The following is a 25533-nucleotide window of genomic DNA, read 5'->3' as shown; positions in this document are numbered from 1 at the left end:
ACACAACGGAGTCCGGTCGTCAAACGTGAAACCGCGCACGCCGGGTGCGCGCGTTCAGCCCACCCGGCGCGCGCGATCGGGGGATACCGGGGAGTACCGGGCGGGTCAGGCCACCGCGGTCGCCTCGGGCGGGGTGCGGACCAGCGCCAGCATCGTGATGTCGTCGAACTGCTCGGCGCCGCCGACGTGGTGGTGCATCCCGCTCTCCACCGACACCAGCAGGTCCTCCGCCGAGGCCGTCGCCGGGGTGCCGAGCGCGTCGAGCACCCGCGGCAGCCCGAACATCGAGCCCCGGGAGTCCCTGGCCTCGACCACCCCGTCGGTGTACACGAACAGCCGGTCGCCGGGCTCCAGGGTGGTGTGCCCCAGCGAGTACACGCTGTTGGGCATCATCCCCACCGCCGGACCGGTCGGCGCCAGCAGCTGGTGCGACCCGTCCGCCCGCAGCAGCACCGGCGGGTTGTGCCCGCCGTTGATGTACACCACCGACCCCGACGCCGGGTCCAGCACGCCGAAGAACATCGTGGCGAAGTAGCCCTGCCGCAGGTGGTTGCGGGCCATGTAGCGGTTCGTGCCGAGCACCGCCTGCAGCAGCGGACCCGCCCCGACCGAGAGCACCGGGGACGGCACGGCCGAGGTGCGCGCGGCCGTGTCGAGCACGGTGTCCTCGTCCGCGTCCAGCAGGTTCCACGCCGCGGTGTGCTCGGCGGTGTGCCGCAGCAGCGTGCGGATCAGCGCCATGAACAGCGCCGCGCCGACGCCCTTGTCGCACACGTCCGCGACGACGAACCCGACGCGCCTGCCGTTGACCAGTTCGAACGCGTCGTAGAAGTCGCCCGCGACCTGCCGGGCGGGCAGGAACCGGGTGGCCAGCTCCCAGCCGCGCCGGACGGGCAGCTCCTCCGGGAGGAACCCGGCCTGGATCTCGTGCGCCACGCTCAGGTCGCGCTCGTACTGGCGCAGGCTCGCCTCGGCCGCCATCTCCTGCACGGCCATGGTCAGCTGCCCCCGCTCCCAGCAGCTGGTCAGCCTGCACCGCAGCAGCGCGGGCAGGAACGGCGGCACCACGTAGTCGAAGCCCGCCCGCACGCACGACTGCAGCGCCTCGAAGTCGTCCTCCGGGAAGACCACCACCGTCGGCCCGCGCTCGGCGGTGGTCAGCCGCCGGGCGATCAGGGCCACCCGGTTCACCCCCAGCGCGGCCGAGGCCAGCACCAGGTCCGGCGGCCCCCAGCCGCGCTCCGCCCACGCACCGTCCACACCGAACACCGCGGCCGGGTCGGCGCGGCGGGTCGAGAAACTCTCGGCGGCCAGCGCCGCCTCCAGCTCCGGCGCGCCGTGCGCGGTCTCAGTGACCACGAGCGCCGTCCGGTCGCGGGGTGTCCCGGTCCGCTGATCCACCATCGGTCCCTCCTTCCTCGACGCGCACCCGCCGCACCCGCAGCGTGTAGTGGTTGCGGCCGCCCGCCCACTCGTAGCCGAACTCGTCCACGCCGGTCAGCACCAGGTGGATGCCGTACCCGCCCTCCCGGGGCGGACCGTCGACCCGCGTGACGTGGCCGCGCGGGTCGAAGGCGGGCGCGGCGTCGGTGATCCGCACCCAGGCCGCGTCCGGCTCGACGCCGCAGGTGATCTCGACCGGGCCGCCCGCGCCGCGGTAGCCGTGCGTCATGGTGTTGGTGGTGATCTCGTCGGCGGCCAGCCGCAGCCGGTACGCCCGCCCCCGGTCCAGCCCGGCGGCCGCGGCCAGGGCGGTGACCACGTCGGCCACCGCCCGGCCCACGTCATCGGCCCGGTCCACCCGCGTCCGGGGCGCCGACATCAGGAATCCACGGGGTCCTGCATGGTCACGCTGCGGTCGAACCCGGTCATGGTGATCGTCTCCGCGACCTCCGGCCGGGTGCCGACCAGCACGATCTCCGTGCCCCGGCCCAGCTTCTGCTGCGCGAACACCAGGCAGCGCAGACCGGCCGAGGAGAGGTAGACCAGCTCGGCCAGGTGCAGCACCAACCGGTTGACCGTGCCGCCGGGCACCGCGCCGATCACCTCGTTGAACCGGTGCGCGGCGCGCGAGTCCAGCTCACCGGTGAGCCGGACGGTGAGCACGCCGTCCTCCGCGTGCGTTGTCACGTCGAATGCCATCTGCCCCTCACTCCTCACTTCTCACGGTTGCCACTGCCGGGGCGGGCCCGCTCAGCCCGCGCCGCCGCTGCCCGCGACCAGCACGAGCACCGACTGCGGGCCGATCCGCGCCCACTCCTGGTCCCCCAGTTCGGGTTCGCGGCCCACCTCGTGGATCCGGTGCCCGGCGTCGGCGAACGTGTCGGCGGCCACCCGCCACGTCCAGCCCTCGGGCAGGGACGGCAGTTCCAGCTCCAGCGGCTCCCAGTAGGCGTTGGCCGCCAGGTAGACGCAGTCGTGCCCGTCCGCGCCGCCGTCGCCGCGGTCGTAGAGCAGCGCGGCGACGAGCCTGCTGTGCTCGGACCAGTCCGGTGTCCAGGCGCGCGTGCCGTGCCAGCTCACGTCCGGGAAGAAGCCCCCGTCGGCGCGGCCGTCGGCGTGCCGGGCCCGGCGCAGCGCCGGGTGCGCGGCGCGCAGGGCCACCGCGAGCCGGGTGAACTCCAGCAGGTCGGCCTCGGTGTCCACCAGCGACCAGTCGAACCAGTTGTCCTCGGTGTCCTGGCAGTAGGTGTTGTTGTTGCCGGACTGGGTGCGGCCGACCTCGTCGCCGGAGAGCAGCATCGGCACGCCCTGGCTGGTCAGCAGGAGCAGCAGCACGTTGCGCGTCTGCCGGGCCCGCAGCCGCAGCACGTCGGGGTCCGCGGTGGGCCCCTCGACGCCGTGGTTCCAGGAGTGGTTGCCGTTGTCGCCGTCGCGGTTGTCCTCGCCGTTGGCCTCGTTGTGCTTGTCGTTGTAGGACACCAGGTCTCGCAGGGTGAAGCCGTCGTGCGCGGTCACGAAGTTGATCGACGCGGCCGGGCCGCGCCTGCCGTAGAGGTCCGGCGAGCCCAGCAGCCGGGTCGCCAGGTCGCCCGCCATCCCCGGGTCGCCCTTGACGAAGCGGCGCACGGTGTCGCGGTAGCGGCCGTTCCACTCCGACCAGCGGCAGTAGTCGGGGAAGCTGCCGACCTGGTAGAGCCCGCCAGCGTCCCACGCCTCGGCGACCAGCTTGCAGTCGCGCAGCACCGGGTCGTGCGCCAGCGCCTCCAGCAGCGGCGGGTTGGCCAGCGGCGCGCCGTGCTGGTCCCGGCCCAGGATCGCGGCCAGGTCGAAGCGGAACCCGTCGATGTGGTACTCGGCGGCCCAGTGCCGCAGGCAGTCCACGATGAAGCCGCGGACCACCGGGTGGTTGCAGTTGAGGGTGTTCCCCGTGCCGCTGAAGTTGTAGTAGTACCCCTCGGGGGTGAGCATGTAGTACGTGCGGTTGTCCAGGCCGCGGAAGGAGATCGTGGGTCCGAGCTCGTTGCCTTCCGCGGTGTGGTTGAAGACCACGTCCAGCATCACCTCGATGCCCGCGCGGTGCAACCGCTTCACCATGTTCTTGAACTCGTCCACCTGCATGCCGTGGCGGCCGGTCACCGCGTAGGACGCCTTGGGCGCGAAGAAGCCCACGGTGTTGTAGCCCCAGTAGTTGACCAGCTGCCTGCCGGTGCGCGGGTCGGTGCGCATGTTGTCGGTCTCGTCGAACTCGAAGACCGGCATCAGCTCGACGCAGTTGACCCCGAGTTCGCGCAGGTACGGGATCTTCTCGACCAGCCCGGCGTAGGTGCCCGGCGCGGCGACGCCGGAGCTGGGGTGGCGGGTGAAGCCGCGCACGTGGGTCTCGTAGATGACCAGGTCCTCGCGGGCCAGCCGGAGCGGGGTGTCGCCCTCCCAGTCGAAGTCGTCCGGGGCGAGCGCGGCGCGGTAGGGGTACGGGTCGTCGGCGGCGGTCCGCGTCCCCCACTCCTCGTGTCCGGCCAGGACGGTCGCGTACGGGTCGGTGAGCACCCGGGTCCGGTCGAACCGGTCCCCCGCCTCGGGGTGGAACTCGCCGTCGGCGCGGTAGCCGTAGCGCAGCCGGTCGGTGTCGAGGCCGAAGACGGTCATGGCGAACACGCCACCGACCCGGAAGTCCGGCGGGAACGGCAGTTCCGCCACCGGGTCGCGCCTGCCGCGCTCGAAGAGCACGAGCGCCATCGCGGTCGCGTTGTTGGAGTACACGGAGAAGTTGACCCCGCCGGGTACCCGGGTGGCGCCGAAGGGCAGCAGCCGACCGGGGCGCGCGGGGTAGCCGGACACGAACTGGGTCGCGCCGTCGTCGAGCCGGTCGGGGAGTTGGTCGAGGGTACCGGTCACCGGGGCACCACCTCGTCGCCGGGAACGGTGTCCAGGACGGTGAAGAAGTCCAGGAAACCGGTCGCCACCATGGCCTCGCGCACCTCCGGGGTGAGCCCGGCCAGCGACAGCGCCACGCCCGTCGCCTGGACCCGCCGGTGCACCAGTAACAGCACCCGCAGGCCCGCGCTGGACATGTAGGACGCGCGGGACAGGTCGAGGACGACCGACCCGTGGTCGGGCAGCAGCTCGTCGAGCCCGGCCTTGGTGCGCGCGGCGGTTCCGCTGTCCAGTTCGCCATCCAAACCGATGATGGTGACCCCGCCTTGAACGTGCTTCGACAGTTGCATAGCCCTTGACTCCTGACCGGTGGTGCGGTGCCGACCCGGCCCGGCGGCCGGGTCGGCGGTTCGGTCCCTACCGGACCGTTCCTCGACGGGACAGCGGGACCAAGTGCGCCTTGACGGTCAGCGAATCCGCCGAGGCGGGGAGCTGGACCGTCAGGTTCGCCGCGTCGAAGGCGGCGTGCGGCTTGCCGTCGACCTCGACCCAGTGCAGGCGCGCGGCGCCCGGGGGCAGCGCGTCCGGCGCCACCCGCAGCACGCGGTCGGCGTCCGGGCGGGGCTTGAACCACAGCGTGAGCGGTTCGCGGCTGACCAGCAGTCTGGTGTAGACGGTGGCCAGGTAGCACAGCTCGGCGGCGTGGTACATGCTCATCGAGTGGCTGCCCTTGAGCCGTTCGGTGCCCAGCAGGTACGGGGTACCGGCGGCCAGGACGTTGAAGTACACGCCGCCCTCGTCGTGGTCGAGGAAGAACGCGTTGTAGAACGACGCCGCTTCCCTGGCTTGCTTGAGGAACCGCTCGCCGAGGTCCGGCGAGCCGGTCTCCCCCGCCAGGATCAGGTACGCCAAGATGGCCTGCTCCTGCTGCCACCACGCCTTGCGGTCGTGCCAGACGAACCGCGGCTTGCCGCCGCCGTCGGGCAGGCCCCGGTCGACCAGGTCGTACCAGCCGCCGCGCCGCTGGTCGCTGCCGAACTCGGGCATCGAGGCACCCAGCCGCTCCGCGAGATCCACATAGGACTGCTTGGGGCGGACGGCGTTCATCCGCATCAGGTTCCAGGCGATCTTCAGGTTGTGCCCGACCACGGCCCGGTCCTGCTGCCAGCCCCAGCCCCGGTCCGGGGACCAGTCGGCGTGGAACCGCTCCTGCACGAACGGGCTGCCCTGGTCCGGGAAGTGCTCGACGATCAGGTCGAAGCACTCCTCGAGCATGTCCACGTGCCGCTGCTCGCCGGTGGCCAGCAGCAGGTTGAACAGGTACGCCGGGGCGTGGTCGCCGACGGAGTTCCAGTTCTTGCGGGACCGGTTGGCGCCGAGCGACTCGTGGTGCGGGCTGAGCAGGATCGGGTCGATGTGCGAGAAGTAGCCGCCGCGCTCCGGGTCGCGGAAGAACGTGCGCAGCAGCCGCAGCGTGCCCTCGATGTCGGCGGCGATGCGCGGGTCGCCGGTGACCCGGTAGGTCTGGGTCAGGCCGACGAGCGCGTAGATCTGCTCGTAGGCCGGGATGGCGTCGTAGTCGTCGCCGAACTCGGAGGTGAACAGCTTGCGCTCGGTGTCGCCGCGCACGTCGACGCCGTGGTACCAGTACACGACGTCGTTGTCGCGGTCGACGAAGCGCATGTGGTCGCGCAGGTACTGCGAGCCCTGCTCGGCCACGCCGAGGAAGTCCTCGTCGCCGGTGAGCATGTACGCCGAGGACATGCCGTAGACCAGCCGGGAGATGGTGTCGGTCTCCTGGACGTGGTGGTCGCTCTTGTCGCCGCCGAGGCGGATGACCGTGCGGTAGTCGTCGAAGTTCACCGGCCGGGTCTCGCCGAACTGGGCGCGGCGGTAGAAGCGGGCGAGTTCGGCGAGCTGGCGCTGCCACCAGCTCGCCTCCTCGAAGTTGTAGTCGCCGACGCCGCGGCCGAGGAAGACCAGCGCGGTGGCCTGCATGGCGTGGCCGCCGCTCTCGGCGTAGAACACGCCGTAGACGTAGAGGTGGCGGCCGGGGGTGAGCAGTTCGTCGACGTGCCCGGTGGCGTCGACGTACGGGTCGCCGAGGTTGCGCAGGAACTGGGCCGAGGTGGTGTCGGTCAGCGTCGCGCGGACCGGGCGGTCATCGCTGGTGCGCAGGTCGAGGACGCGGGTGGCCGGGTCGTAGCCGGTGACGTACCCCGCGACCAGGTCGGAGAAGCTGAACCCCAGCGCGGCGCCGTCCCCGTTCGCCGGGGTCTCCCGCGGGCTCGCCTCGCCGTTGTGGCTGCCGTTCCCATTCCCGTTGCCGTTGCCGTTGCCGTTCTCCGACCCGTTGCCGTTGCCGTTCCCGTTGGTGCCGCGGGCTTCCGGCACGTACCGCTCGCCGGGGATGCTGCGCGCCGGGTTGGCGACGCGGACCGCGACCGAACCGCCGCCGTTCGCGGTGGCCGTGACGACCGCGGTCGCGGTGGCCGGGATGGCGGCGGCCGCGATGGGGACCTGGGCACCGTGTTCCTCGCGCAGGGAGCGGCGCAGGCCGCGGTCGGCGCGCGCGGCGATCAGGTCGATGAGCGTGCGGGCGAACAGGTGGCAGCGGTCGGCCGCCCGGGCGGTGACCAGGTCGCCGTCCACCACTACGTCCTGGTCGGTGTAGACCGCGCCCATGTTGCGCACGTCGCCGAGCAGGTTGTTGTGGCAGGTGACCCGGCGGCCGCGCACCACCTCGGGGATCGGCGAGACCAGCCACATGCCGTGGCAGATGATGCCCTTGAGCACCGACGGCTCGCTGAACGCCCGGCGCAGCAGCCGCACGGCGGGCGCGGGCTCGGCGACGTCGGCGGTGTAGCGCAGCCGGTCCGACACCATGCCGGACGGCACGATCAGCGCGTCGTAGCCCCGCAAGCGCTCGTCGTCCACCGACTCCAGGTCACCGTCCACTGTGAACGGGAGGCGGTACTCGTGCCCGGTGAAGGTCAACCGCTCCTGCCCCCACAGCCGGGTCAGGAACTCCACTTTCGCGCCCTCTTCGGCGAAGCGGCGCTCGTAGTAGTGCAGTTCCGGTTCGACGTAGTCGCCCTCCATCAGGATGGCGATGGCCCGACCGGCCAGCCTGCCGTCGGCTCGCCGGATCAGCTCGGTCATGGCGGTCCTCCCCCTACGCGGTAACGAGGTCGACAAGGAACGGCCCGTCGTGGGCCAACATGGTCCGCACGGCCTCGGCGACGTCACCCGGCCGCGCCACCCGGATGGCCGGCACCCCGAGCCCCTCCGCGATCTTGACGAAGCCGAGCTCCGGGTCGCCGAGGTCGAAGCCGCCGGGGAAGGCGTGGGCGTCGATGCCCCGCTCCCGCCAGTAGGTCTCGATGTTGAGGTCGAGCAGGTGGTAGCGCTGGTTGTCGCAGATGACGAACTTGGCGCCGACCCGGTACCTGGCGGCCGTCCACAGCGCCTGGATGGTGTACATGCTGCCGCCGTCGCCGGTGAACCCGACGACCGGCGCGTCCGGCCGGGCGATCTTCGCGCCGACCGCGCCGGGGATGCCGATGCCCAGCGAGCCGCCGCGGGTCAGGTGGTAGCTGCCCGGCCGGTGCGGCCGGAGCTGGCGCACCAGGCCCGGCGAGGCGGTGAGGGCCTCGTCGAAGACGATCAGCTCATCGCCCGCCCGGTCGACCAGTTCGGCGGCGAACCGCTCGATCATCGGGCTGTCCGGCCCGATCGCGGGCCTCGGGGTCCGCCGGTGGTCGACCGACGCCGCGCGCGCGGCCCGTTCCGGGGCCAGGTCGGTGATGGCGTCGACCAACGCCCGCAGCGTCGGCTTCGGGTCGGCGACCAGGGGCACGTCCACCGGGAAGTTCTTGCCGATCTCGTAGTCGTCGAGGTCGACGTGCACGATCTGGGCGTCCGGGCGGAACGGGCTGGTCAGGTTGGGGAACACCTCGGGGAACAGGTACGTCCCGACGACCAGCACGGCGTCCGCGTCGGCGACCGCGCGGGCGCTGTTGGCGCCGAACATGTGGCCCAGCTGCCCCCGGTGCAGCGGGTGCGCGACGTCCATGTTGACCTCGGAGTCGTCCACCCCCCAGACCGGGGCGCCGAGCAGCTCGGCCAGCGCGACCAGCTCGGCCTGCGCGCCGGACACCGACACACCGTCGCCCACCAGGACGATCGGCTTGCGCGCCTGGGCCAGCACCGCGGCGGCCCGGTCGACGCCCGCCGGGGTCGGCGCGGCGGCCCGGTCGAGCCGCGGGCCCGGCACGGCGGGTTCCTCGGTCAGCTCGTCGAGCACGTCCATCGGCAGCGACACGAACACCGGCCCGCGCGGCGGCGTGGTGGCGATCTTCACCGCCCGGCGCAGCACCCGCAGCACCGAGTCCGGGTGCACGACCCGGGTGGCGTACTTGGTGACCGGCCGCGCCATCGCGACCAGGTCGGCGGCCATCTGGGCGTCCATGGCGTCGTAGGCGACCCCGGACTCCCCCGCGACCACCACCAGCGGCGAGTGCCCCCGCTTGGCCTGGTAGAGCATGCCGATGCCGTTGCCGAGGCCGACGCCGGAGTGCAGCTGCACCAGCGCGGGCCCGGCGGTGGCGCGGGCGTAGCCGTCGGCGATCCCGACGACGACCGCCTCCTGCAGGCCCATCACGTAGTCGAAGCCCGGCACCGTCTCCAGCACGTCGAGGAAACCCTGCTCGACGGTGCCGGGGTTGCCGAACATGTGCCGGATGCCGTCGGCGGCGAACTGCTCGAAGATGGCGACCTTGCCCGGTCGTGCGTCCATCGCTGTGGTCCCCCTCCGGGAAGTGTTACCAGCCGTAGCGGCGCAGGCCGGATTCCAGCACCTCCACGAGCTTGCGGCCCGCGAGGAAGGAGTCCGGTGTGGACCGCGCGGTGATGAACGGGTAGTCCACGATCACCGACACCGGCCTGCCGACGTTGCCGTGGTAGCGGCCGCCGGGGGCGGTGGCGTCGCGCAGGATGTACTCCAGCGGGAACGGCGGCGGGCCCATGTTGAAGTCCACCCCGACGAAGCCGGTGCCGTCCTTGTAGTCGTACTCCTTGCAGTGCCCGGTGACGTGCTTGCCGCGGATGATGCTGGCCCGGTCGTCCCAGTCGCGGGCGAAGGCCAGGCAGGTGACGCCGTAGCACTCGGCCACGATCGGCTTGTCCGCGCGGACGAACGCCAGCACCAGTTCGTGCACGCGCTCGTTGTTGCACAGGTCGACGATCGGGCCGGAGCCACCGACGATGACCATGGCGTCGTAGGCGAGGACGTCCTCGTCGACGCGGTCCACCTCGCGGTAGTAGGCCTCCAGGCCGCGCTGGTGGTTCTCGGAGCTGAAGTACGGGCGCTCCGGCAGCCAGTCGGCGAGGCTGAGCGGGTTGTCCAGGCGCGCGGACTCGTCCAGCGCCCGCGCGGCGACGGCCACCTCCGGCGTGGTGACCGAACGGCCCAGCGGCGGGTCGAGGTAGCCGGGATCCAGGCTCGGCGGCAGCGCCACGGGCCGCTTGCCGGTCGGCGTGGCGAACACGGTCTCGTACCCCCGCGCGTCGCAGGCGTCGACCGGGCCGAGCAGTTCCTCACCCCAGTAGCCGTATTCGGAGAGCACGAACAGGATTTTCTTCGGCATTTGTTCTCCTGCGGACTATTCCGGTGCACCCGACACTGCGCCCGCCCCAAGGGGCGCGGCAACCGGTTTCGCCACCGAGTGAACAGCGGCCGGGCCCGCCGCGACAAGGCGGCGACCGGGGTGGCGGCATCACTTGCCCAAGTCGGGCGGGGAACCGGAGTAGTGGGTGGGCCATTGCGTCAAGTGTTCGCCGCGGCCTGCCGTTTACCGGTGAAATCGCCACCCGAAATCACCCGCGCACTCCGTCAGGTCCACGGAGGCCGTTTCGCGACAACGCGCTTACGCTCGAAACGACCGATTACCGCCCGCGCACCGCCCTGCCCGGAAAACTCTTCCCGGCACCCCGGTCCGGGCGACCCCGACCTCACCCCCGCGGAGACCGCCATGCCTGACGCCGCTCGCCCGGTCCTGCTCGCCGTGGACGACGACCCGCACGTGCTGCGGGCGATCCGCCGCGACCTGACCCGGGCCTACCAGCGCGACTACCGGGTCGTGGCGACCGGTTCGGCGGCGGAGGCCCTGCGGGTGATCGACCGGTTGCGGGAGCGGGACCAGGAGCCCGCGCTGCTGCTGGTCGACCAGCGCATGCCGGACATGACCGGGATCGAGTTCTTCGCCGAGTCGCTGGACCGCTGCCCCGACGCGCGGCGGGTGCTGCTGACCGGGTATGCCGACACGGAGGTCGCGATCGACGCGATCAACCGGGTGCGGCTGCACCACTACCTGGTCAAGCCGTGGGAGCCGCCGACCGAGCGGCTGTACCCGGTGCTCGACGAGCTGCTCGACGACTGGCGGGCGGACTACCAGCCGCCCTACGGCGGGATCACCGTCACCGGTCACCGGTTCGCCCCGGCCACGCACCGGCTGCGGGACTTCCTCACCCGGCTGCACCAGCCGTTCCGGTTCGTCGAGGTGGACGCCCCGGAGCACGCGCCGGTGCGGCCCGTCGTCCGGCTGCCCGACGGCACCGAACTGGCCGACCCGACGCAGACCGACCTGCTGTCCGCGCTCAACCTCACCTGGGACGCGGGCAGGCCGCACTACGACATCGTGATCGTCGGCGCGGGCCCGTCCGGGCTGGCGGCGGCGGTCTACGGGTCGTCGGAGGGACTCTCGACCGTGCTGCTGGAGGCGTACGTGCCGGGCGGGCAGGCCGGGACGTCCAGCCGGATCGAGAACTACCTCGGCTTCCCCGCCGGGATCACCGGCGCGGAGCTGACCAGGCGCGCGGTGGACCAGGCCCGCCGGTTCGGCACCGAGGTGCTGTCGCCGGTGTCGGCGGTGGGTCTGCGGCGCGCGGGCCGGGCGCGGGTGCTGACGCTGTCGGACGGGCGGGAGATCAGCGCGGGCACGGTGCTGCTCTCCAGCGGCCTGTCGTACCAACGACTTGACGCTGTCGACGCCGAGCGGTTCGAGGGCGCGGGGATCTACTACGGCGCGACGGCGTCGGAGACGAGTTCGTGCGCGGACTCGCACGTGTGGATCGTCGGTGGGGCGAACTCGGCGGGCCAGGCGGCACTGCACTTCGCCCGCACGGCGGCGAAGGTGACCATGTTGCTGCGCGCGCACGACCTGGCCAAGAGCATGTCCCGCTACCTGATCGACGAGATCGAGGCGACGCCGAACATCGAGGTCCGGCCGCGCACCGTCATCACGGCGACCGCGGGCGACGAGCGGCTCACCGGGATCACGTTGTCCGATGTGGACACCGGGGCGGCGGAGGAGCACCCGGCCGAGTTCGTGTTCACCTTCATCGGCGCCCAGCCCCGCACGGCGTGGCTGGACGGGGTGGTGCGGCGCGACGACCGCGGGTTCGTGCTGACCGGCCCGGACCTCGATGACCCGCTGCCGGACTGGGACCTGCCCCGGCTGCCGCTGCCGCTGGAGACCAGCATGCCGGGCGTGTTCGCGGCGGGCGACGTCCGCTCCGGGTCGGTGAAGCGCATCGCCTCGGGCGTCGGCGAGGGCGCGATGGCCGTGTCGCTGGTCCACCGGTACCGCGCCGAGAGCTGACGCGCGGGTGCGCCGGGACGACCGCAGGGTGTCGTCCCGGCGCACCACCGGTGCGGCGGACCTACACCGCCACCGCCGCCTCGTCCGGTACCGCGCGCCGCGGCGCGGTGTACCAGCGGGTCGCCAGGGTGAAGGGCAGCGCGACGGCGCAGACGGCGAAGGCGACCAGGAAGACCCGGCTCGGGTCACCGGCGTTCGTGACCACGGATCCGCCGAGCACCGCCCCGATCGCGATACCCGCGTTGACCGCCGAAGCGCCCAGGGTGGCGGCCAGGTCGGCGCCCTCCCCGGCGAGCGTGATCACGCGGAGCTGGAAGGCGGGGACGAGCCCGAAGCCGAACAACCCCCACACCAGCAGCGAGGCGATCGCGACGACCGGGGAGCCGCCGAGGAAGTGCATGAGGAGCAGGACGCCGACGAGGACGACGTTCGCGGTCACCAGGGTGGTGTACGCCTTGGTGTCGGCGAACTTCCCGCCGATGAAGATGCCCGCGGCGCAGGCGATGCCGTAGGCGAAGAGGAAGACGCTCACCCACTCGCCCGTGACGCCGGTGACCCGCCCGAGGTACTGGGCGAGGTAGGTGAAGGCGGAGAACTGGCCGCCCATCAGCAGGAGCCCGACGGCCAGCATGCCGAGCACGCGCGGGGCGAGGGCGTGGCGCACCTGGGAGCGCAGGTCCGCGCTGCCGAGTTCCGGCACCGCCGGGACCAGCCCGATGGTGAGGCAGAGCGCGGCCACCCCGAGTCCCACGATCCCCACGAAAGCGGCCTGCCACCCGAGCGCCTGACCGATGAACGCGCCGAGCGGGACGCCGAGGACCGTCGACACCCCGATCCCGCCGAACACGATCGAGATCGCCCGCCCCCGGTACGCGGCGGGCACCAACGCCGCGGCGACCGAACTCGCCACCCCGATGAACAACCCGTGGATCGTCCCGGTGAGCACCCGCGCCACGAGCATCTGCCCGAAATCACTGGCCACCACCGCCAACCCGTTGCCCACCACGTAAACGGCCAACGAAACCCACAACAAGACCCGCTGCCCCAACCGAATCGTCAACGCGGTGACGATCGGGCCGCCGAGGGAGATCCCGACGGCGTAAGCGGTCACCAGCAGACCGGCGGTACTGACCCGCACCCCGATGTCGAGGGCGATCAGGTCGAGCACCCCCACCACGACCAACTCGGCCGTCCCGACGACGAACGCACCCAGCCCCAAGATCCCCAGCGCCACCTTGCTGCGGGGCGCTATCCCCTGCTCCACCACGGCCATCAGCGCAAGCCTTCCCTTCACGAGAGCCCACGCCACCGTATCCACCCACCAACCCGGCCTTCTCGCCCGCGAACACACTCCGTTCGCTACTCCACGAGCCGGGTTCCCCTCCGTGCACTTGACGAAGTACGACCTATCCCTGAGCCACCCGTTCGCCCCGCCGGCACACAGTGACTTCGCCTGCCCTACCGGCACCGGCGAACGTCATGTCGCGGTGGACCAGCCCGTCATTCGACGACCTCCACCACAAGGCCGCAACCCCCGAACGAGCGACCGCGCCTGCCGGAGTTCTCCGGCAGGCGCGAGCAGGTCGGTAGGTCCGGTCAGCGGGCGTCCGGGCCGATGATCCAGTGCTCCTCCACCACCAGGTCGTGCACGTACCGCGGCCGCGCGATCGTCAGCAGCTGCTCCTCCGCCACCTTGAACTCCGGCGACCGGCGCGCCTCCTCCAACTCCGCCACCGACGAGAACCAGTACTGGTAGGCCACGTCCAGCACCGCCTCGCCCACGCCGTACGCGCCATCCCTGGTGTGGCCCTGCAGGTACCTGCGCAGGCCCGGGATCCGCAGCGCCAGCTCGCCCTGCGCCCCCAGGCTCTGCTCGCGGAAGTCGGCCAGCGGCAGGCCCTCGGCCCGCTTGGCCAGGCGGATCAGCTTGGCGCCGCCGGGTTCGGCCGTGCCGGGGATGTCGCCCTCCAGCAGGACGTGGGCGTCGGTGTCGAGGACGAGGGTCTGCCAGAAGGCGGCCCACTTCGGTTCGTCGAGGCGGGCGCCCTGGAGGAACTCGTCGGTCTGCAGGGAGGCCAGCTGGTCGGTCTCGTTCGCCAGCCAGATCTCGGCGACGCCGTACCACAGGGGTTCCGGGGTGACGCCGGAGACCGTCGTATCGATCTTGTACTTGCGGATCTGCGGGATCTTCGACGCGTACCGGACCGCGTGCACCTCGCGCCAGTAGTTCTGGAAGTCCTCGACCGACAGGCCGGGGCGGGGGGCCGCGAAGATCAGTTGGTGGATCATGCCAGGACTCCTGTCGGGGGTTAGACGCGGTAGCGCTTGCGCACGTCGTCGGCGAAGCCGAGGTAGTCGCGCAGGGGCCACACCTCTTCGAACTCCAGGTACTCGCGCATGGGGAGGCGGCCGAGCGCGGTGCGGTCGAGCTCCTCGGCGTCCGGCGAGTCGATGATGGCCACGATCCGCTTCTGCGCGGCCACCTTCCAGATGCCGACGCAGAAGCCGGAATCGATGGTCTCCTGGGCGTGGTCGGCCTCCTCGGCCTCCATGTCCCACAGCTCGTCGAGGGAGATGCGGCCCTCGTGGTTCCACCTCATCTGCACGTAGAACAGCATCCGCGTCAACCCCTCGCCCGGATCTGGCCGGTGAGGCGGTGGTCGGGACCGAACACCTCGGTGGCCAGGTCCAGCGGGGTCTTGCCGTCGTGCCCCAGCAGCGACACCGACGCGCCCGCCTCCAGCACGGCGCGCGCGCAGTCCTCGTAGCCGTGCCACAGGGCGTCGTGCAGCGGCGTGTAGCCGTTGGTGGCGCCCTGGAAGTCGAGGTCGACACCGGGCCAGGTGGCGATCAGCCGGGTCAGCTCGACGTGGCCGTTGTACACGGCCTTGTGCAGCGGCACGGCGCCGAAGGTCGCTTCGACGGCGTTGACGTCGGCCCCGGCGGCCAGCAGCAACCGCGCGATCTCCGTGTGGCCGTCGCGCGCGGCCACCAGCAGCGGGGTGTGCCAGTCGTTGAAGCCGTTGAGCCTGGGGAAGCGCTCGTCGACCTCGGCGCCCGCCACCAGCAGCGAGCGCACCTCGGCCACGTCGTCGCGGGTGACCGCGGCCATCAGCGCCTGCCGCTCGACGGCCTCGGCGTCGGCGGTCTGCCGCGCGTTGAGGTGCTTCTCCGCCAGGAGCAACAGGTCCTTGCCGGTGGTGTTGACGTTCAGCTCGTACGCGAAGTGCTCGCGCAGCGAGAAACCGTAGTGCGTGTACAGCTTCAGCCCGGCACCCCGGTCGAGCAGGAACGCGGCGATGTCGGGGAACTTGAACCACAGGGCGTCCATCAGCGGTGTGTGCCCGGTGGTCGGCACCACGGCGTCGACGAACGCGCCCGCGCCGACCAGTGCGTGCACGACCTCGAGGCTGCCGCCCTGGCAGGCCTTGTGCAGCGCGGTCGCGCCCGCGCCCGGGTCGGTCGTGTACACGTCGGCACCCGCGTCGAGCAGCAGCCGGACCACGGCCGCGTCGGCCCGGCCCGCGGCGATCATCAGCGGGGTCAGGCCGGACCTCGGGTCCCGGTGGTCGACACCGGCCCCCTCGCGCAGCAGTTCGGCGGCCGCGGCATGGTCCCCGCGCCAAGCGGCCTCGACCAGCCGGACGCCCGTTCCGGTTGGGTCAGTACTCATTGGACGGTCCTCCTCCTCGGGACCCCAACGTCACAGCCGCGAGCCGTGCCGGTCAACGCCCCGGCCCGGTCCAGGCCACCACTAAGTGATGTCACCGGCGAACCGAGCGACTCCGTTATGACCGCGGCGGGTGGATCCGGGACCGTGATCCGCGTACTACGTCAGCTCCACGGGACTTCGGCCGCCCGCTCGTGTAGACCACGGACGTGGAGTGGAAGGAGGACCCGTGCTCATCGTGAAGAAGCACTCGCTGCCGACCGTCCGGCTCAACGGCGAGGTCGGCGCCTACATCTTCGACGGCGGCGACCACGGCGCGGCCGTGTCGGCGTTCATCGTCGACGTGCCCGCCTGCCTGGGCCCGCACCGGCACCGCCACCCCTACGACGAACTGTTCGTGATCACCGAGGGCACCGTGGTGCTGGAGGCCGACGGCGAGATCTTCGAGGCCACCCCGGACGACGTGTGCGTCGTGCCCGCCGGGGTGCCGCACGCCTTCCACGGGTCGCCGCAGGGGCGGGTGAAGATGGTCAACATCCACGCCGCGGCCAAGGTCGTCACGGAGTTCGTCGACGACCCGGCGCCCGCCGCGGCGGAGTACGAGTACGACCACAAGTCCTGACAACCCCTCGGAGGACGACGAGTGACGCTCGGCGGTGCGACGGTGCTGGTGATCGGCGGCAGCAGCGGCATGGGACTCGGGGTCGCGCGCGCGGCCGCGACGAGGGGTGCGACCGTCGTCGTGACGACCCGGGGCGGTGACCCGGCGGCCGTCGCCGACCGGGTCGCCCGCGCGCTGCCGGACCCCGGTCGGGTACGCGCGCTGCCGTGCGACCTCACCGACGCCGCGTCGGTCGCCGCGCTGTTCGAGCGGGTGCGCGCCGTCGACCACCTCGTGATCACCGCGACGCCCGGTTCGTCCGGCGGGGCGTTCGCGGACACCGACGTCGAGGCGGCGCGCGGCGTCGTCGACGGGAAGCTGTGGGGCACCTGGCGGGCGGCCCGGCACGCGGTGGCGGCGGGCGCGAAGTCGTTGCTGTTCACCACCGGCGGCATGGCCGTGCGGCCCGCTCCCGGCCGCGCCGCGGTCTCGGTGGCCTTCGCCGCCGTGGAGGCGTTGGGCCGCGCGCTGGCCGTCGAACTCGCCCCGGTCCGGGTCAACGTGGTCCGGCCGGGTCTGACCGACACGGAGATGTGGGCGTCGGTGCCGGAGGCGGACCGCGCGGAGATCTTCCGCGGCTTCGCCGAGACCGCGCCCGCCCGGCGCGTCGGCACCCCGACCGACATCGGCGAGGCCGCGGTCTACCTGATGACGGCCGGGTTCGTGACCGGCGCGGTGCTCGACGTGGACGGTGGTTCCCTGCTCGTGTGACAGTGCGACGACCTGGAGGACTTTCGGATGAGGATCGGCATCCTCGGCAGCGGCGACATCGGCGGCACGGTCGCGGGCCTGCTCGTGCGCGCGGGCCACGAGGTCGCGGTGGCGAACTCGCGCGGACCGCACACCCTGGCCGGTCTGGTGGCCGGGCTGGGTCCGCGCGGCAACGCGGCGACCATCGAGTCCGCGATCGCGTACGGCGACGTGGTGGTGCTGGCCATCCCGTTCGGCCGCTACCGCGACCTGCCCGCGGACCTGTTCACCGGCAAGATCGTGGTGGACACGATGAACTACGACCGGCCGCGCGACGGCCGCATCGCCGAGCTGGACTCGGGCGAGACCACCTCCAGCGAGCTGCTGGCCGCGCACCTGCCCGGCGCGCGCGTGGTGAAGTCCATCAACACGCTGTACTACCGCGTGCTGGCCGCGCCGCCGGAGGACCGGCTGGCGCTGTTCGTGGCGGGCGACGACCCCGAGGCCAAGCGGGTGGTGTCGGACCTGGTGTCGGACATCGGTTTCGCGCCGCTGGACACCGGTTCGCTGGCCGAAGGCGGTCGGCGGCAGCAGCCGGGCACGGCGGTGTTCAACGTGGCGCTGCGCCCGGCCGACGTGCCGTACTCCCGGTAGCGGCGCGCCCGAGTCGACGCAGTACCGGGCGCGGGCTTGGTGGTCGCGAGTCCGGTTCGGGAGCATCGGAAGTGTTCGTCGGGTAAGGCAATTCCAGGAGTGTGTGCACCGTGACCATCGAAGCGACCGCGCGGACCGTGCGGGAGGCGACCCTCGACCTGCTGCGGGACCTCGGGTTGACGACGATCTTCAGCAACCCCAGCCACACCGAGATGAAGCTCTTCGAGGACTGGCCCTCCGCGGGTTTCCGCTTCATCACCGGCCTGCAGGAGGCCACGGTCGTCGGCATGGCCGACGGTCACGCCCAGGCCACCGACACCCCGTCCCTGGTCGTCATCAACGGCGGCCCCGGCCTGGGCAACGCCATGGGTTCGGTCTACACCGCGGCCAGCTCCCACACGCCGATGGTCATCCTCGGTGGCCAGCAGGCGCGGAAGCTGTTGCAGGGCGAGCCTTTCCTGCACGCGCGGGACGCCACGCAGCTGCCCCAGCCGTACATCAAGTGGGCGGCCGAGGCGGCGCGACCGCAGGACGTGCCCGCGTTGCTGTTGAAGGCGTACAACATCGCCAACCAGGTCCCCAAGGGCCCGGTCTACGTCGCCGTTCCGGAGGACGACTGGGGCAGGCCCGCGAGCACGGTCCCGCTGCCGGCGAGGGCCGTGGTGCCCGCGGTGGTGCCGGACCCGGCCGTGCTGGCCGAGGTGGCGGCGAAACTGAGCGGTGCCAGGAACCTCGGCATCGTCGCGGGGCCGACCATCGATACCCAGGGTGCCCGGCACGACCTGATCAGCCTGGCGGAGAAGCTGAACGCGACCGTGCACGGGAGTCCGGTGTGGCCGCGGAGCAGCTTCCCGGAGAACCACCCGCTGTTCGCGGGCGTGCTGCCGCCGATCCCGGAGATGATCTCGGCGAAGCTGGCCGACCACGACGTGGTGGCGGTCTTCGGCAGTCCGATGTTCACCCTGTTCACCACGGCCGACATCTTCCCCACCACCCCCGTCGAACCGGACCTCACGCCCCAGCCCCAGCTCCCGGAGAACGTCGAGTTCCTGCACTTCACCGACGACCCGGAAGCCGCCTCCTGGGCGATGGCGGGGACCAGCTACGTGCTGCCCCCGGGCCAGACCGTGCGCGACCTGGTCCCGTTGGTACGAGCCCGCGAGCAGGCCCCACCGACGCGGCCGGTGTACGAGGTCCCGCGGGCGTCGTCCCCGCTGACCCAGGCGTACCTGTTCCACCTGCTGGCCCAGGAGCTCCCCGCCGACGCGGCGGTGTTCGAGGAACTACCCATCGCCCGCGCGGACTTCCACGAGCAGTTGCCCCTGGGCGTGGACAACAACTACTTCGCCACCGCCAGCGGCGCCCTCGGCTTCCCCTTCGCGGGCGCCGTCGGCTTCGCCCTGGCCGCCCCGGACCGCCGCGTCGTGGCCGTCACCGGGGAGGGTTCGGCGCAGTACACGATCCACGCCCTGTGGACCGCGGCCCAGCACGACCTGCCGGTCACGTTCGTGATCCCGAACAACGCGGGCTACCTGTCCCTGAAGTACTACCTCCAGGAGCAGGACCGCGAGACCTGGCAGGCGGGCTGGGACCTCAGCGGCGTCGACATGGCAGGCCTGGCCCGCGGCTTCGGCTGCCCGGCGGAGCGGGTGGAGACGCCGGAACAGCTGCAGAAGGCGCTGAAGACGGCCTTCGCGACACCGGGACCGGTGCTGCTGGACGTCGTGGTGGCGGATCCGGGCTTGTTCCGCTTGTAGGAACGAGCCCACGGAACTGGCCGGGTGTGCTCCCCCTCAGCACACCCGGCCGGTTCGTCTGCCCGACCCGAGTCGGCTGTCGAGTTCAGTCGACCATTCGGATCGTGGTGGCGCTGAACCCACCGAGAATGGCTTCGAGCAGCGCGGGCAAGGTCGCGGCGAACCCGGTGGACGACGAACGGAGCAGGCCCGGCGGCTGGTCACGCATCGTAGTGACTAGACGCCCTTGCCGGTCAACGACTCCAGGAACTCGACGCGGAAGTCGGTCAGGTATTGGGCTCGTTCCGCCAGGAACCTCTTGATGTGGGGCTGGTCCCCGTGCGCGTCGAACGCCGTCTTGTCCGCGTACACCTCGTAGAAGACCCGCGACAAGGGGGCGTCCGCCACGTCGTGGACGGCGTAGACCAGGGTTCCCGGTTCGGTGGCGATGATCCTTGGCAGGGTCTCGGCCACGAGTGCGTCGAATCCCTTCGCCGCCTGTTCATCGCGCAGGTTGAACCGCACCACCAGTGCCCACATCACACTCTCCTGTCGTCGATTTCGCGCTTACGGTACGCCAAGCGCTAGTCGTGGAGTGGGCGGGCGTAGGCGATGAAACCGTTGTAGGTGGTGACCTTGTCGTAGAGGGCGCGGGCCCGGGTGTTGTCCTGGGTGGTGTGCCAGTGGAGGCGGGCGGCGCCGTGGGTCTTCGCCTGGTGGGTCAGCCAGTCGACGAGGGCCTGGCCGATGCCTTGACCGCGGACTGTCTCGTCGACGTAGATGTCCTGCAGGTAGCAGTTGCCCGCCGACCAGACGCTCTGGTGGTAGTAGTAGTGGACCAGGCCGACGGGCGTCCCGGTCACTCTCGCGAGCGCGCCGTGGATCTCGGTGCCGTCGAGCAGTCTGCGCCACGTGTGGTCGTACAGGGTGTCGTCGACGTCGGAGTCGAAGTGTCGCTTGTAGGCGCGGACCACGGTGTCCCAGTCCGGGCGGTCCGACGCGGTCAAGGGGTTGATCTCCAGCACGGGTCCATCGTGCCCGAAAGGGGGCCCGGCCACCCGGGGGCACGGGTGGCCGGGCCGTGGGGGGATCACTCGCCCAGGGTCGGGCGCAGGGTGCGCAGCGGGATGCGGACCCAGTCCGGGCGGTTGCGCGTCTCGTACTCCGCTTCGTACAACATCTTCTCCAGTTCGAAGGCGCGCAGCAGGTCGCCGTGCGCCCGGGGGTCGACGCCCGACCCCGACGCGTACCCGGCGCAGAACTCGTCGCGGGCGTCGGCCGCCCACTGGCGTACGCGGGCGCACGCGTGCTCGTGGAAGTGTTCCGCCACGCCGAACTGCAACTCGTGCTCGGCCGCGTAGTCGAACGACCGCAGCATCCCGGCGACGTCCCGCAGGGGCGACTGCGCGGCCGTGCGCACCGGGATCGGGTGCGACGGCTCGCCCTCGAAGTCGATCAGCAGCCACCGCGCCGGTGTGCGCAGCACCTGGCCGAGGTGCAGGTCGCCGTGGATCCGCTGCGCCGTCGCCGCGGGGGCGTCCAGGCCGTCGAACAGCTCCCGCAGGCGGTCCGCGTAGCAGGTCAGCGCGGGCACCACGGGCACCGCGCTGTCCAAAGTGGCCAGTAGCCGACGCCGCACCGCCGCCAGGTCGAGCGGCGCGGTCCCGTAGTGCTGCCCGAGGTCGCGGTGCACGGCGGCGACCGCCGCGCCGATCCCGCGCGCCTCGTCGAGGAAACGTGAGACGTCCTCACCGCGCGCGACCTGGCACGCCTCCGTGACGGCCAGCCGCCACCCGTCGACCGCGTCGGCCACGAACGAGTGCAGGACGCCGAAGGTCACGCCCGGCCCCTCGATGGCCCCCAGCAGCGGCGCGACGTGCCTGCTCTCCGCGCGCCCCAGCGCCCGGTGCACGTCGAGGTCCGGGTTCACCCCGTCCGACAGGCGGCGGAAAAGCTTGAGGATGAACCGGTCCCCGAACACGATCGACGTGTTCGACTGCTCGGCCGTCATCCGGCGGCTGCGCATCCCGTTGCGGTGCGCGAACGCGAGTTCCCCGCCCGGCTCGGCGGTGAACCGCACCTCGCCGAGGTCGTGGTCGCGCCCGATCAGCCGCAGCAGCTCCGAGGTCAGCTCGTGGTCGCCGGTCGCGTCGTACGCGGCCAGGCCGTCCAGCCAGGCGATGACCGGCTCGCCTTCGGGCGGTGTCGGGCTGAAGCCCAGTGGTAGCTGGTAGCGCTCGGTGGCCTTGCCGCCCGCGTAGCGGACCTCGGCGACGGCCAGCACCCCGAACGACTTGCTCGCCTGGTCGGCGAAGCGGGCCGCCGCGGTCAGCTCGACCGCGACCAGCGGCGCGCCCTTCCCGGCGAACCAGCGCCGTTGGGGCAGCCAGGCGGGCAGTGCTCGCGCGACCCGGGGCAGCAGCGCGGGTACCAGGTCGACGGCGGTCAACGACATCGCACACCTCCGGTTTCGGTGACACCAAGGGAGAACCAGAAGAACCCGTAGGCGGGCAGTGTGAGCACGTAGGGCCCGTCGCCGACGCGGGGGAAGGTGAGGCCGCCGGTCAGCTCGACCGGGTGGCGCCCCGCGTGCGCGGCAAGGTCCAGCTCGACCGCCTGGGGTCGACCGGACAGGTTGTTGACGCACAGGACCACATCCGGCGCCGCGTCCTCCGCGACCCGCAGGTACGCGAAAACGCTCGGGTTGCGCGAGACCAGCTCGACGAACCGTCCGACGCCGAAGGCCGGGTGGTCGGCGCGGATGTGCAGCATGCGGCGGTTCCAGTGCAGCAGGGACGACTCCATCGCCAGCTGCGCCTCGACGTTGACCGCCTGGTAGCCGTAGACGGCGTCCGAGACCACCGGCAGCGCCACGCGGTTGGGGTCGCAGCGGGAGAAACCCGCGTTGCGGTCCGGGGTCCACTGCATGGGCGTCCGCACGCCGTCACGGTCACCGAGCCAGATGTTGTCGCCCATGCCGATCTCGTCGCCGTAGTAGAGCACCGGGGAGCCGGGCAGCGACAAGAGCAGAGCGGTGACCAGCTCCTGTCGACGGCGGTCGTTGTCCAGCAGCGGCGCGAGCCGTCGCCGGATGCCGATGTTCGCCTTCATCCGGGGATCCTTGGCGTACTCGGCGTACATGTAGTCGCGTTCCTCGTCGCTGACCATCTCCAGCGTCAACTCGTCGTGGTTGCGCAGGAAGATCCCCCACTGGCAGCCCGACGGGATCACCGGTGTCTGCTCCAGGATCTCCGAGATGGGGAACCGGCTCTCCCGGCGCAGCGCGATGTAGATGCGCGGCATCAGCGGGAAGTGGAACGCCATGTGGCACTCGTCGCCGCCGATGCCCGCGTCGCCGAAGTACTCGACCACGTCGGCGGGCCACTGGTTCGCCTCGGCCAGCAGCACCCGGCCCGGGTACTCGTCGGCCATGACCTTGCGGCAGCGCTTGAGGAAGTCGTGGGTCTCGGGCAGGTTCTCGCAGTGGGTGCCCTCGCGCTCGAACAGGTACGGCACCGCGTCCACCCGGAACCCGTCGATCCCGAGGTCGAGCCAGTACCGCATGACATCGATCATGGCGTCCTGCACGGCCGGGTTGTCGTAGTTGAGATCGGGTTGGTGGGAGAAGAAGCGGTGCCAGAAGAACTGGCTGCGCACGGGGTCGAAGGTCCAGTTGGAGGTCTCGGTGTCGACGAAGATGATCCGCGCGTCCGGGTAGCGCGAGTCGTCGTCGCTCCACACGTAGTGGTCGCCGTAAGGGCCGTTGGGGTCACGGCGGGACTCCTGGAACCAGCGGTGCTGGTCGGAGGTGTGGTTGACGACGAGGTCGGTCACCACGCGAAGACCGCGGCGGTGGGCCTCGTCGAGCAGGTGCACGAAGTCCTCGATCGTGCCGAATTCCGGTAACACGGCACGGAAGTCGCTGATGTCGTACCCGCCGTCGCGCAGCGGGGACGCGTAGAAGGGCGGGAGCCACAGACAGCCCACGCCGAGCCACTTCAGGTAGTCCAGCTTCTCCACCAGACCGCGGAGGTCGCCGGCACCGTCGCCGTCGGAGTCGTTGAACGAGCGGACCAGCACCTCGTAGAACACGGTGTGCTTGAACCAGTCCAGGTCGTCACCGGGAAGCGTGGTCACGGGCGCACCACCACCGCGATGTGCGCGACCGCGCGGCGGGGGTCGAGCTTGACGTAGTCATCGCCGTGCCAGCCGTACAACTCGTCACTGACCTGGTCGTGCACGGCGAACAGCGCACCCTCGGCCAGCCCGAACGCCGTCTGGTCCCACTGGACCGTGCCCTCCTGCATCACCCACGGGTCAAGGGTGACGACGCACAGCACGGTTTGGCCCGTCCCCGGATCCGTACGGCTGTAGGCGATCAGGCTCTCGTTGTCGGTCTTGTGGAACACCAGGCCGCGTTGCTGCCGCAAGGCCGGGTGCGCGTGGCGGATCTGGTTGAGCCTGGTCACCCAGGGTGCCAGGGAGTGCGCGGTGGCGTAGTCGCGAGGTCGCAGCTCGTACTTCTCCGATGCCGCGTACTCCTCCGTCCCAGGACGCAGCACCCGGTCCTCGTACAGCTCGAATCCGGAGTAGACACCCCAGGTCGGGCTCAGCGTCGCGGCGAGGGTGGCGCGGATGGCGAAACCCGCTTCACCGTTGTCCTGCACGCTCTTGGGCAGGATGTCCGGGGTGTTGACGAAGAGGTTTCCGCGCATCTCGTCGGCGCGCTCCACCAGCTGCTCACCGAACTCGGTCAGCTCGGCTTTGGTGTCGCGCCAGGTGAAGTAGGTGTAGCTCTGGGTGAAACCGAGACGGGCCAGGCCGTAGAGCTTGGTGGGGTTGGCGAACGCCTCGGCGAGGAAGAGGACGTCCGGGTGGTCGCGTTTGACGGCCCAGATCAACCAGTGCCAGAAAGCGGGTGGCTTGGTGTGCGGGTTGTCCACCCGGAAGATCCGGACCCCGTGGTCGATCCAGTGCTCGACCACCCGCAGCACCTCGCCGCGCAGACCCCGCGCGTCGGAGTCGAAGTCCAGCGGGTAGATGTCCTCGTAGCGCTTGGGCGGGTTCTCCGCGTAGGCGATGGACCCGTCGGACCGCGTGTGGAACCACTCGGGGTGCGCGGAGACCCACGGGTGGTCGGGCGCGCACTGGAGCGCGAAGTCCAGTGCCACCTCGAGTCCCAGTTCCGCCGCGCGGGCGACGAACCGGTCGAAGTCGTCGATGGCGCCGAGATCCGGGTGCACGGCGTCGTGGCCGCCTTCGCGGGCCCCGATGGCCCACGGCGAACCGACGTCCTCCGGGCCCGCGACGATCCGGTTGTCCCGGCCCTTGCGGTTGACCCTGCCGATGGGGTGGATGGGCGGCAGGTAGACGACGTCGAACCCCATGTCCGCGATGCGGTCGAGGTCTTTCCGCGCGGTGGCGAAGGTGCCGTGGACGGGCTTGCCGGACGGCGCGCGGCCCCCGGTGGAGCGCGGGAACATCTCGTACCAGGAACCGAAGAGCGCGCGCGGGCGGTCCACCCAGATCTGCCAGGTGCTGCCCTTGGTCAACCGGTCGCGCACGGGGAACTCCCGCATGGCCCGCTCGACCTCGTCGGTCATCGCGGCGGCGAACCGCTCGCGCGGGGTCCGGTCGGCGTCGCGCAGCGCGTCGGCCGCGGCGAGCAGCAGGTCCCGCTCCGCGCGGCGGTCGGGCCGGTAGGCGACGCGTTCGAGCAGGTGCGCGCCGTCGGCGAAGTCGTTGCGCAGCTGGGGCGCGTGCAGGCCCGCCGCGAGGTTGGCGGTCATCTTGTGCCGCCAGGTCGCCCACGGGTCGCGCCACCCGTCGACGCGGAACGTCCAGCGCCCCACCGCGTCGGGGACGATGGTCGCGACGAACCCGTCCTCGCCGTCGGGGGTCATGCGCGCGCGACCGCCGCCGTACGGACCTTGCCAGACCACGGTGGCGGCCACCGCCTCGTGGCCTTCCTGCCACACCGTCGCCGAGATCGGCACGTGCTCGCCGACCACCGCCCGCCCGGGGAACGCGCCTCCCGCGACGACCGGCCGAACCCCCTCCACGACCACACGCCCCACCATGTCGACCGCCTTCTGTCCCGAGCACCGCCTCGGTTGACAGAGTGACCGGGCCCGTTCCGGGGCA

Annotated in this window: 23 protein-coding genes; 5 read left to right on the top strand and 18 right to left on the bottom strand. The window is 71.5% G+C overall.

The features are described 5' to 3' along the window. Nucleotides 1–105: 105 nt before the first annotated feature. From CLV40_RS23805 to CLV40_RS23765, 8 genes are all read right to left on the bottom strand, one after another. Complete coding sequence (locus tag CLV40_RS23805; RefSeq protein WP_104481203.1) at nt 106–1404, bottom strand: PP2C family protein-serine/threonine phosphatase; 1299 nt, start codon at nt 1402–1404, stop codon at nt 106–108. Continuing rightward, entirely contained in the window at nt 1349–1822 is a 474-nt protein-coding gene (locus CLV40_RS23800) for an ATP-binding protein (RefSeq protein WP_104481202.1), read from the bottom strand. The genes CLV40_RS23805 and CLV40_RS23800 overlap by 56 nt, the downstream gene beginning before the upstream one ends. Beyond that, the gene (locus tag CLV40_RS23795; protein ID WP_104481201.1) at nt 1822–2142 is read right to left on the bottom strand and encodes an STAS domain-containing protein; all 321 of its coding nucleotides are present in this window, start codon (nt 2140–2142) and stop codon (nt 1822–1824) included. Before CLV40_RS23795 ends, CLV40_RS23800 begins: the two co-directional genes overlap by 1 nt. A 51-nt stretch (nt 2143–2193) precedes the next feature. Further along, entirely contained in the window at nt 2194–4338 is a 2145-nt protein-coding gene (glgX, locus tag CLV40_RS23790; protein ID WP_219824085.1) for a glycogen debranching protein GlgX, read from the bottom strand. Continuing rightward, nucleotides 4335–4667 (bottom strand): STAS domain-containing protein, encoded by a 333-nt coding sequence (locus tag CLV40_RS23785; protein ID WP_104481200.1) that lies wholly within the window; start codon nt 4665–4667, stop codon nt 4335–4337. Before CLV40_RS23785 ends, glgX begins: the two co-directional genes overlap by 4 nt. A gap of 67 nt (nt 4668–4734) precedes the next feature. Beyond that, nucleotides 4735–7479 carry an AGE family epimerase/isomerase gene (locus CLV40_RS39060; protein WP_245931515.1) on the bottom strand — a complete coding sequence of 915 codons (2745 nt, stop codon included), beginning with the start codon at nt 7477–7479 and terminating at the stop codon, nt 4735–4737. Between the two features lie 13 nt (nt 7480–7492). Then, the gene (locus CLV40_RS23770) at nt 7493–9115 is read right to left on the bottom strand and encodes a thiamine pyrophosphate-binding protein (RefSeq protein ID WP_104481199.1); all 1623 of its coding nucleotides are present in this window, start codon (nt 9113–9115) and stop codon (nt 7493–7495) included. 25 nt (nt 9116–9140) lie between these two features. Next, nucleotides 9141–9965 carry a type 1 glutamine amidotransferase domain-containing protein gene (locus CLV40_RS23765; protein ID WP_104481198.1) on the bottom strand — a complete coding sequence of 275 codons (825 nt, stop codon included), beginning with the start codon at nt 9963–9965 and terminating at the stop codon, nt 9141–9143. 384 nt (nt 9966–10349) lie between these two features. Between CLV40_RS23765 and CLV40_RS23760 the strand changes: the two genes are divergently transcribed. Further along, on the top strand, nt 10350–11978 hold the full coding sequence (locus CLV40_RS23760; protein WP_104481197.1) for an NAD(P)/FAD-dependent oxidoreductase: 1629 nt from the start codon (nt 10350–10352) through the stop codon (nt 11976–11978). A gap of 61 nt (nt 11979–12039) precedes the next feature. On the opposite strand, the gene CLV40_RS23755 is transcribed toward CLV40_RS23760, so the two are convergent. The 4 genes from CLV40_RS23755 to CLV40_RS23740 all read right to left on the bottom strand — a co-directional run bounded on the left by CLV40_RS23755 (nt 12040) and on the right by CLV40_RS23740 (nt 15651). Continuing rightward, nucleotides 12040–13272: an MFS transporter gene (locus CLV40_RS23755; RefSeq protein ID WP_146108203.1), complete on the bottom strand. Its 1233-nt coding sequence runs from the start codon at nt 13270–13272 to the stop codon at nt 12040–12042. Between the two features lie 302 nt (nt 13273–13574). Beyond that, nucleotides 13575–14267 (bottom strand): EthD domain-containing protein, encoded by a 693-nt coding sequence (locus CLV40_RS23750; protein WP_104481195.1) that lies wholly within the window; start codon nt 14265–14267, stop codon nt 13575–13577. A 20-nt stretch (nt 14268–14287) separates the two neighbouring features. Continuing rightward, the gene (locus tag CLV40_RS23745; RefSeq protein ID WP_104481194.1) at nt 14288–14596 is read right to left on the bottom strand and encodes a muconolactone Delta-isomerase family protein; all 309 of its coding nucleotides are present in this window, start codon (nt 14594–14596) and stop codon (nt 14288–14290) included. Nucleotides 14597–14601: 5 nt separating this feature from the next. Further along, entirely contained in the window at nt 14602–15651 is a 1050-nt protein-coding gene (locus tag CLV40_RS23740) for an ankyrin repeat domain-containing protein (protein WP_104481193.1), read from the bottom strand. A gap of 226 nt (nt 15652–15877) precedes the next feature. On the opposite strand from CLV40_RS23740, the gene CLV40_RS23735 reads away from it, so the two are divergent. The 4 genes from CLV40_RS23735 to mdlC all read left to right on the top strand — a co-directional run bounded on the left by CLV40_RS23735 (nt 15878) and on the right by mdlC (nt 19410). Continuing rightward, the gene (locus CLV40_RS23735; protein WP_181043693.1) at nt 15878–16270 is read left to right on the top strand and encodes a cupin domain-containing protein; all 393 of its coding nucleotides are present in this window, start codon (nt 15878–15880) and stop codon (nt 16268–16270) included. A gap of 21 nt (nt 16271–16291) precedes the next feature. Beyond that, the gene (locus CLV40_RS23730; RefSeq protein WP_104481191.1) at nt 16292–17020 is read left to right on the top strand and encodes an SDR family oxidoreductase; all 729 of its coding nucleotides are present in this window, start codon (nt 16292–16294) and stop codon (nt 17018–17020) included. A 27-nt stretch (nt 17021–17047) separates the two neighbouring features. Continuing rightward, the gene (locus CLV40_RS23725) at nt 17048–17653 is read left to right on the top strand and encodes an NADPH-dependent F420 reductase (protein WP_104481190.1); all 606 of its coding nucleotides are present in this window, start codon (nt 17048–17050) and stop codon (nt 17651–17653) included. Nucleotides 17654–17763: 110 nt separating this feature from the next. Further along, nucleotides 17764–19410, top strand: coding sequence for a benzoylformate decarboxylase (gene mdlC / locus CLV40_RS23720; RefSeq protein WP_181043692.1), 1647 nt, complete (start codon nt 17764–17766; stop codon nt 19408–19410). A gap of 85 nt (nt 19411–19495) precedes the next feature. Here the strand turns inward: mdlC and CLV40_RS40390 are convergent, their stop codons facing one another. From CLV40_RS40390 to CLV40_RS23700, 6 genes are all read right to left on the bottom strand, one after another. Continuing rightward, complete coding sequence (locus tag CLV40_RS40390; RefSeq protein ID WP_281261687.1) at nt 19496–19618, bottom strand: hypothetical protein; 123 nt, start codon at nt 19616–19618, stop codon at nt 19496–19498. A gap of 8 nt (nt 19619–19626) precedes the next feature. Continuing rightward, entirely contained in the window at nt 19627–19929 is a 303-nt protein-coding gene (locus tag CLV40_RS23715; RefSeq protein ID WP_104481188.1) for a putative quinol monooxygenase, read from the bottom strand. 44 nt (nt 19930–19973) lie between these two features. After that, nucleotides 19974–20414: a GNAT family N-acetyltransferase gene (locus CLV40_RS38265; RefSeq protein ID WP_181043691.1), complete on the bottom strand. Its 441-nt coding sequence runs from the start codon at nt 20412–20414 to the stop codon at nt 19974–19976. 65 nt (nt 20415–20479) lie between these two features. Continuing rightward, complete coding sequence (locus CLV40_RS38260) at nt 20480–21844, bottom strand: maltokinase N-terminal cap-like domain-containing protein (protein ID WP_181043690.1); 1365 nt, start codon at nt 21842–21844, stop codon at nt 20480–20482. Then, on the bottom strand, nt 21835–23526 hold the full coding sequence (gene treS, locus CLV40_RS23705) for a maltose alpha-D-glucosyltransferase (RefSeq protein WP_104481187.1): 1692 nt from the start codon (nt 23524–23526) through the stop codon (nt 21835–21837). Before treS ends, CLV40_RS38260 begins: the two co-directional genes overlap by 10 nt. Beyond that, nucleotides 23523–25469, bottom strand: coding sequence for an alpha-1,4-glucan--maltose-1-phosphate maltosyltransferase (locus tag CLV40_RS23700; protein WP_104481186.1), 1947 nt, complete (start codon nt 25467–25469; stop codon nt 23523–23525). Before CLV40_RS23700 ends, treS begins: the two co-directional genes overlap by 4 nt. Nucleotides 25470–25533: the final 64 nt, after the last annotated feature.

The sequence above is a fragment of the Actinokineospora auranticolor genome (assembly GCF_002934265.1).
Classification (GTDB): Bacteria; Actinomycetota; Actinomycetes; order Mycobacteriales; family Pseudonocardiaceae; genus Actinokineospora; species Actinokineospora auranticolor.
This window is presented reverse-complemented; position numbering and strand designations above follow the sequence as displayed.

Bases quoted from the DNA above. Each gene is read 5' to 3' on its own strand.
- CLV40_RS23765 (WP_104481198.1), bottom strand. From the start codon at position 9,965: ATGCCGAAGAAAATCCTGTTCGTGCTCTCCGAATACGGCTACTGGGGT.
- CLV40_RS23715 (WP_104481188.1), bottom strand. From the start codon at position 19,929: ATGTGGGCACTGGTGGTGCGGTTCAACCTGCGCGATGAACAGGCGGCG.
- CLV40_RS23750 (WP_104481195.1), bottom strand. From the start codon at position 14,267: ATGATCCACCAACTGATCTTCGCGGCCCCCCGCCCCGGCCTGTCGGTC.
- CLV40_RS23725 (WP_104481190.1), top strand. From the start codon at position 17,048: ATGAGGATCGGCATCCTCGGCAGCGGCGACATCGGCGGCACGGTCGCG.
- CLV40_RS23770 (WP_104481199.1), bottom strand. From the start codon at position 9,115: ATGGACGCACGACCGGGCAAGGTCGCCATCTTCGAGCAGTTCGCCGCC.
- CLV40_RS23800 (WP_104481202.1), bottom strand. From the start codon at position 1,822: ATGTCGGCGCCCCGGACGCGGGTGGACCGGGCCGATGACGTGGGCCGG.
- CLV40_RS23745 (WP_104481194.1), bottom strand. From the start codon at position 14,596: ATGCTGTTCTACGTGCAGATGAGGTGGAACCACGAGGGCCGCATCTCC.
- CLV40_RS23760 (WP_104481197.1), top strand. From the start codon at position 10,350: ATGCCTGACGCCGCTCGCCCGGTCCTGCTCGCCGTGGACGACGACCCG.
- CLV40_RS23795 (WP_104481201.1), bottom strand. From the start codon at position 2,142: ATGGCATTCGACGTGACAACGCACGCGGAGGACGGCGTGCTCACCGTC.
- CLV40_RS23805 (WP_104481203.1), bottom strand. From the start codon at position 1,404: ATGGTGGATCAGCGGACCGGGACACCCCGCGACCGGACGGCGCTCGTG.
- CLV40_RS38260 (WP_181043690.1), bottom strand. From the start codon at position 21,844: ATGTCGTTGACCGCCGTCGACCTGGTACCCGCGCTGCTGCCCCGGGTC.
- CLV40_RS39060 (WP_245931515.1), bottom strand. From the start codon at position 7,479: ATGACCGAGCTGATCCGGCGAGCCGACGGCAGGCTGGCCGGTCGGGCC.
- CLV40_RS23700 (WP_104481186.1), bottom strand. From the start codon at position 25,469: ATGGTGGGGCGTGTGGTCGTGGAGGGGGTTCGGCCGGTCGTCGCGGGA.
- CLV40_RS23785 (WP_104481200.1), bottom strand. From the start codon at position 4,667: ATGCAACTGTCGAAGCACGTTCAAGGCGGGGTCACCATCATCGGTTTG.
- CLV40_RS40390 (WP_281261687.1), bottom strand. From the start codon at position 19,618: ATGCGTGACCAGCCGCCGGGCCTGCTCCGTTCGTCGTCCACCGGGTTC.
- CLV40_RS23740 (WP_104481193.1), bottom strand. From the start codon at position 15,651: ATGAGTACTGACCCAACCGGAACGGGCGTCCGGCTGGTCGAGGCCGCT.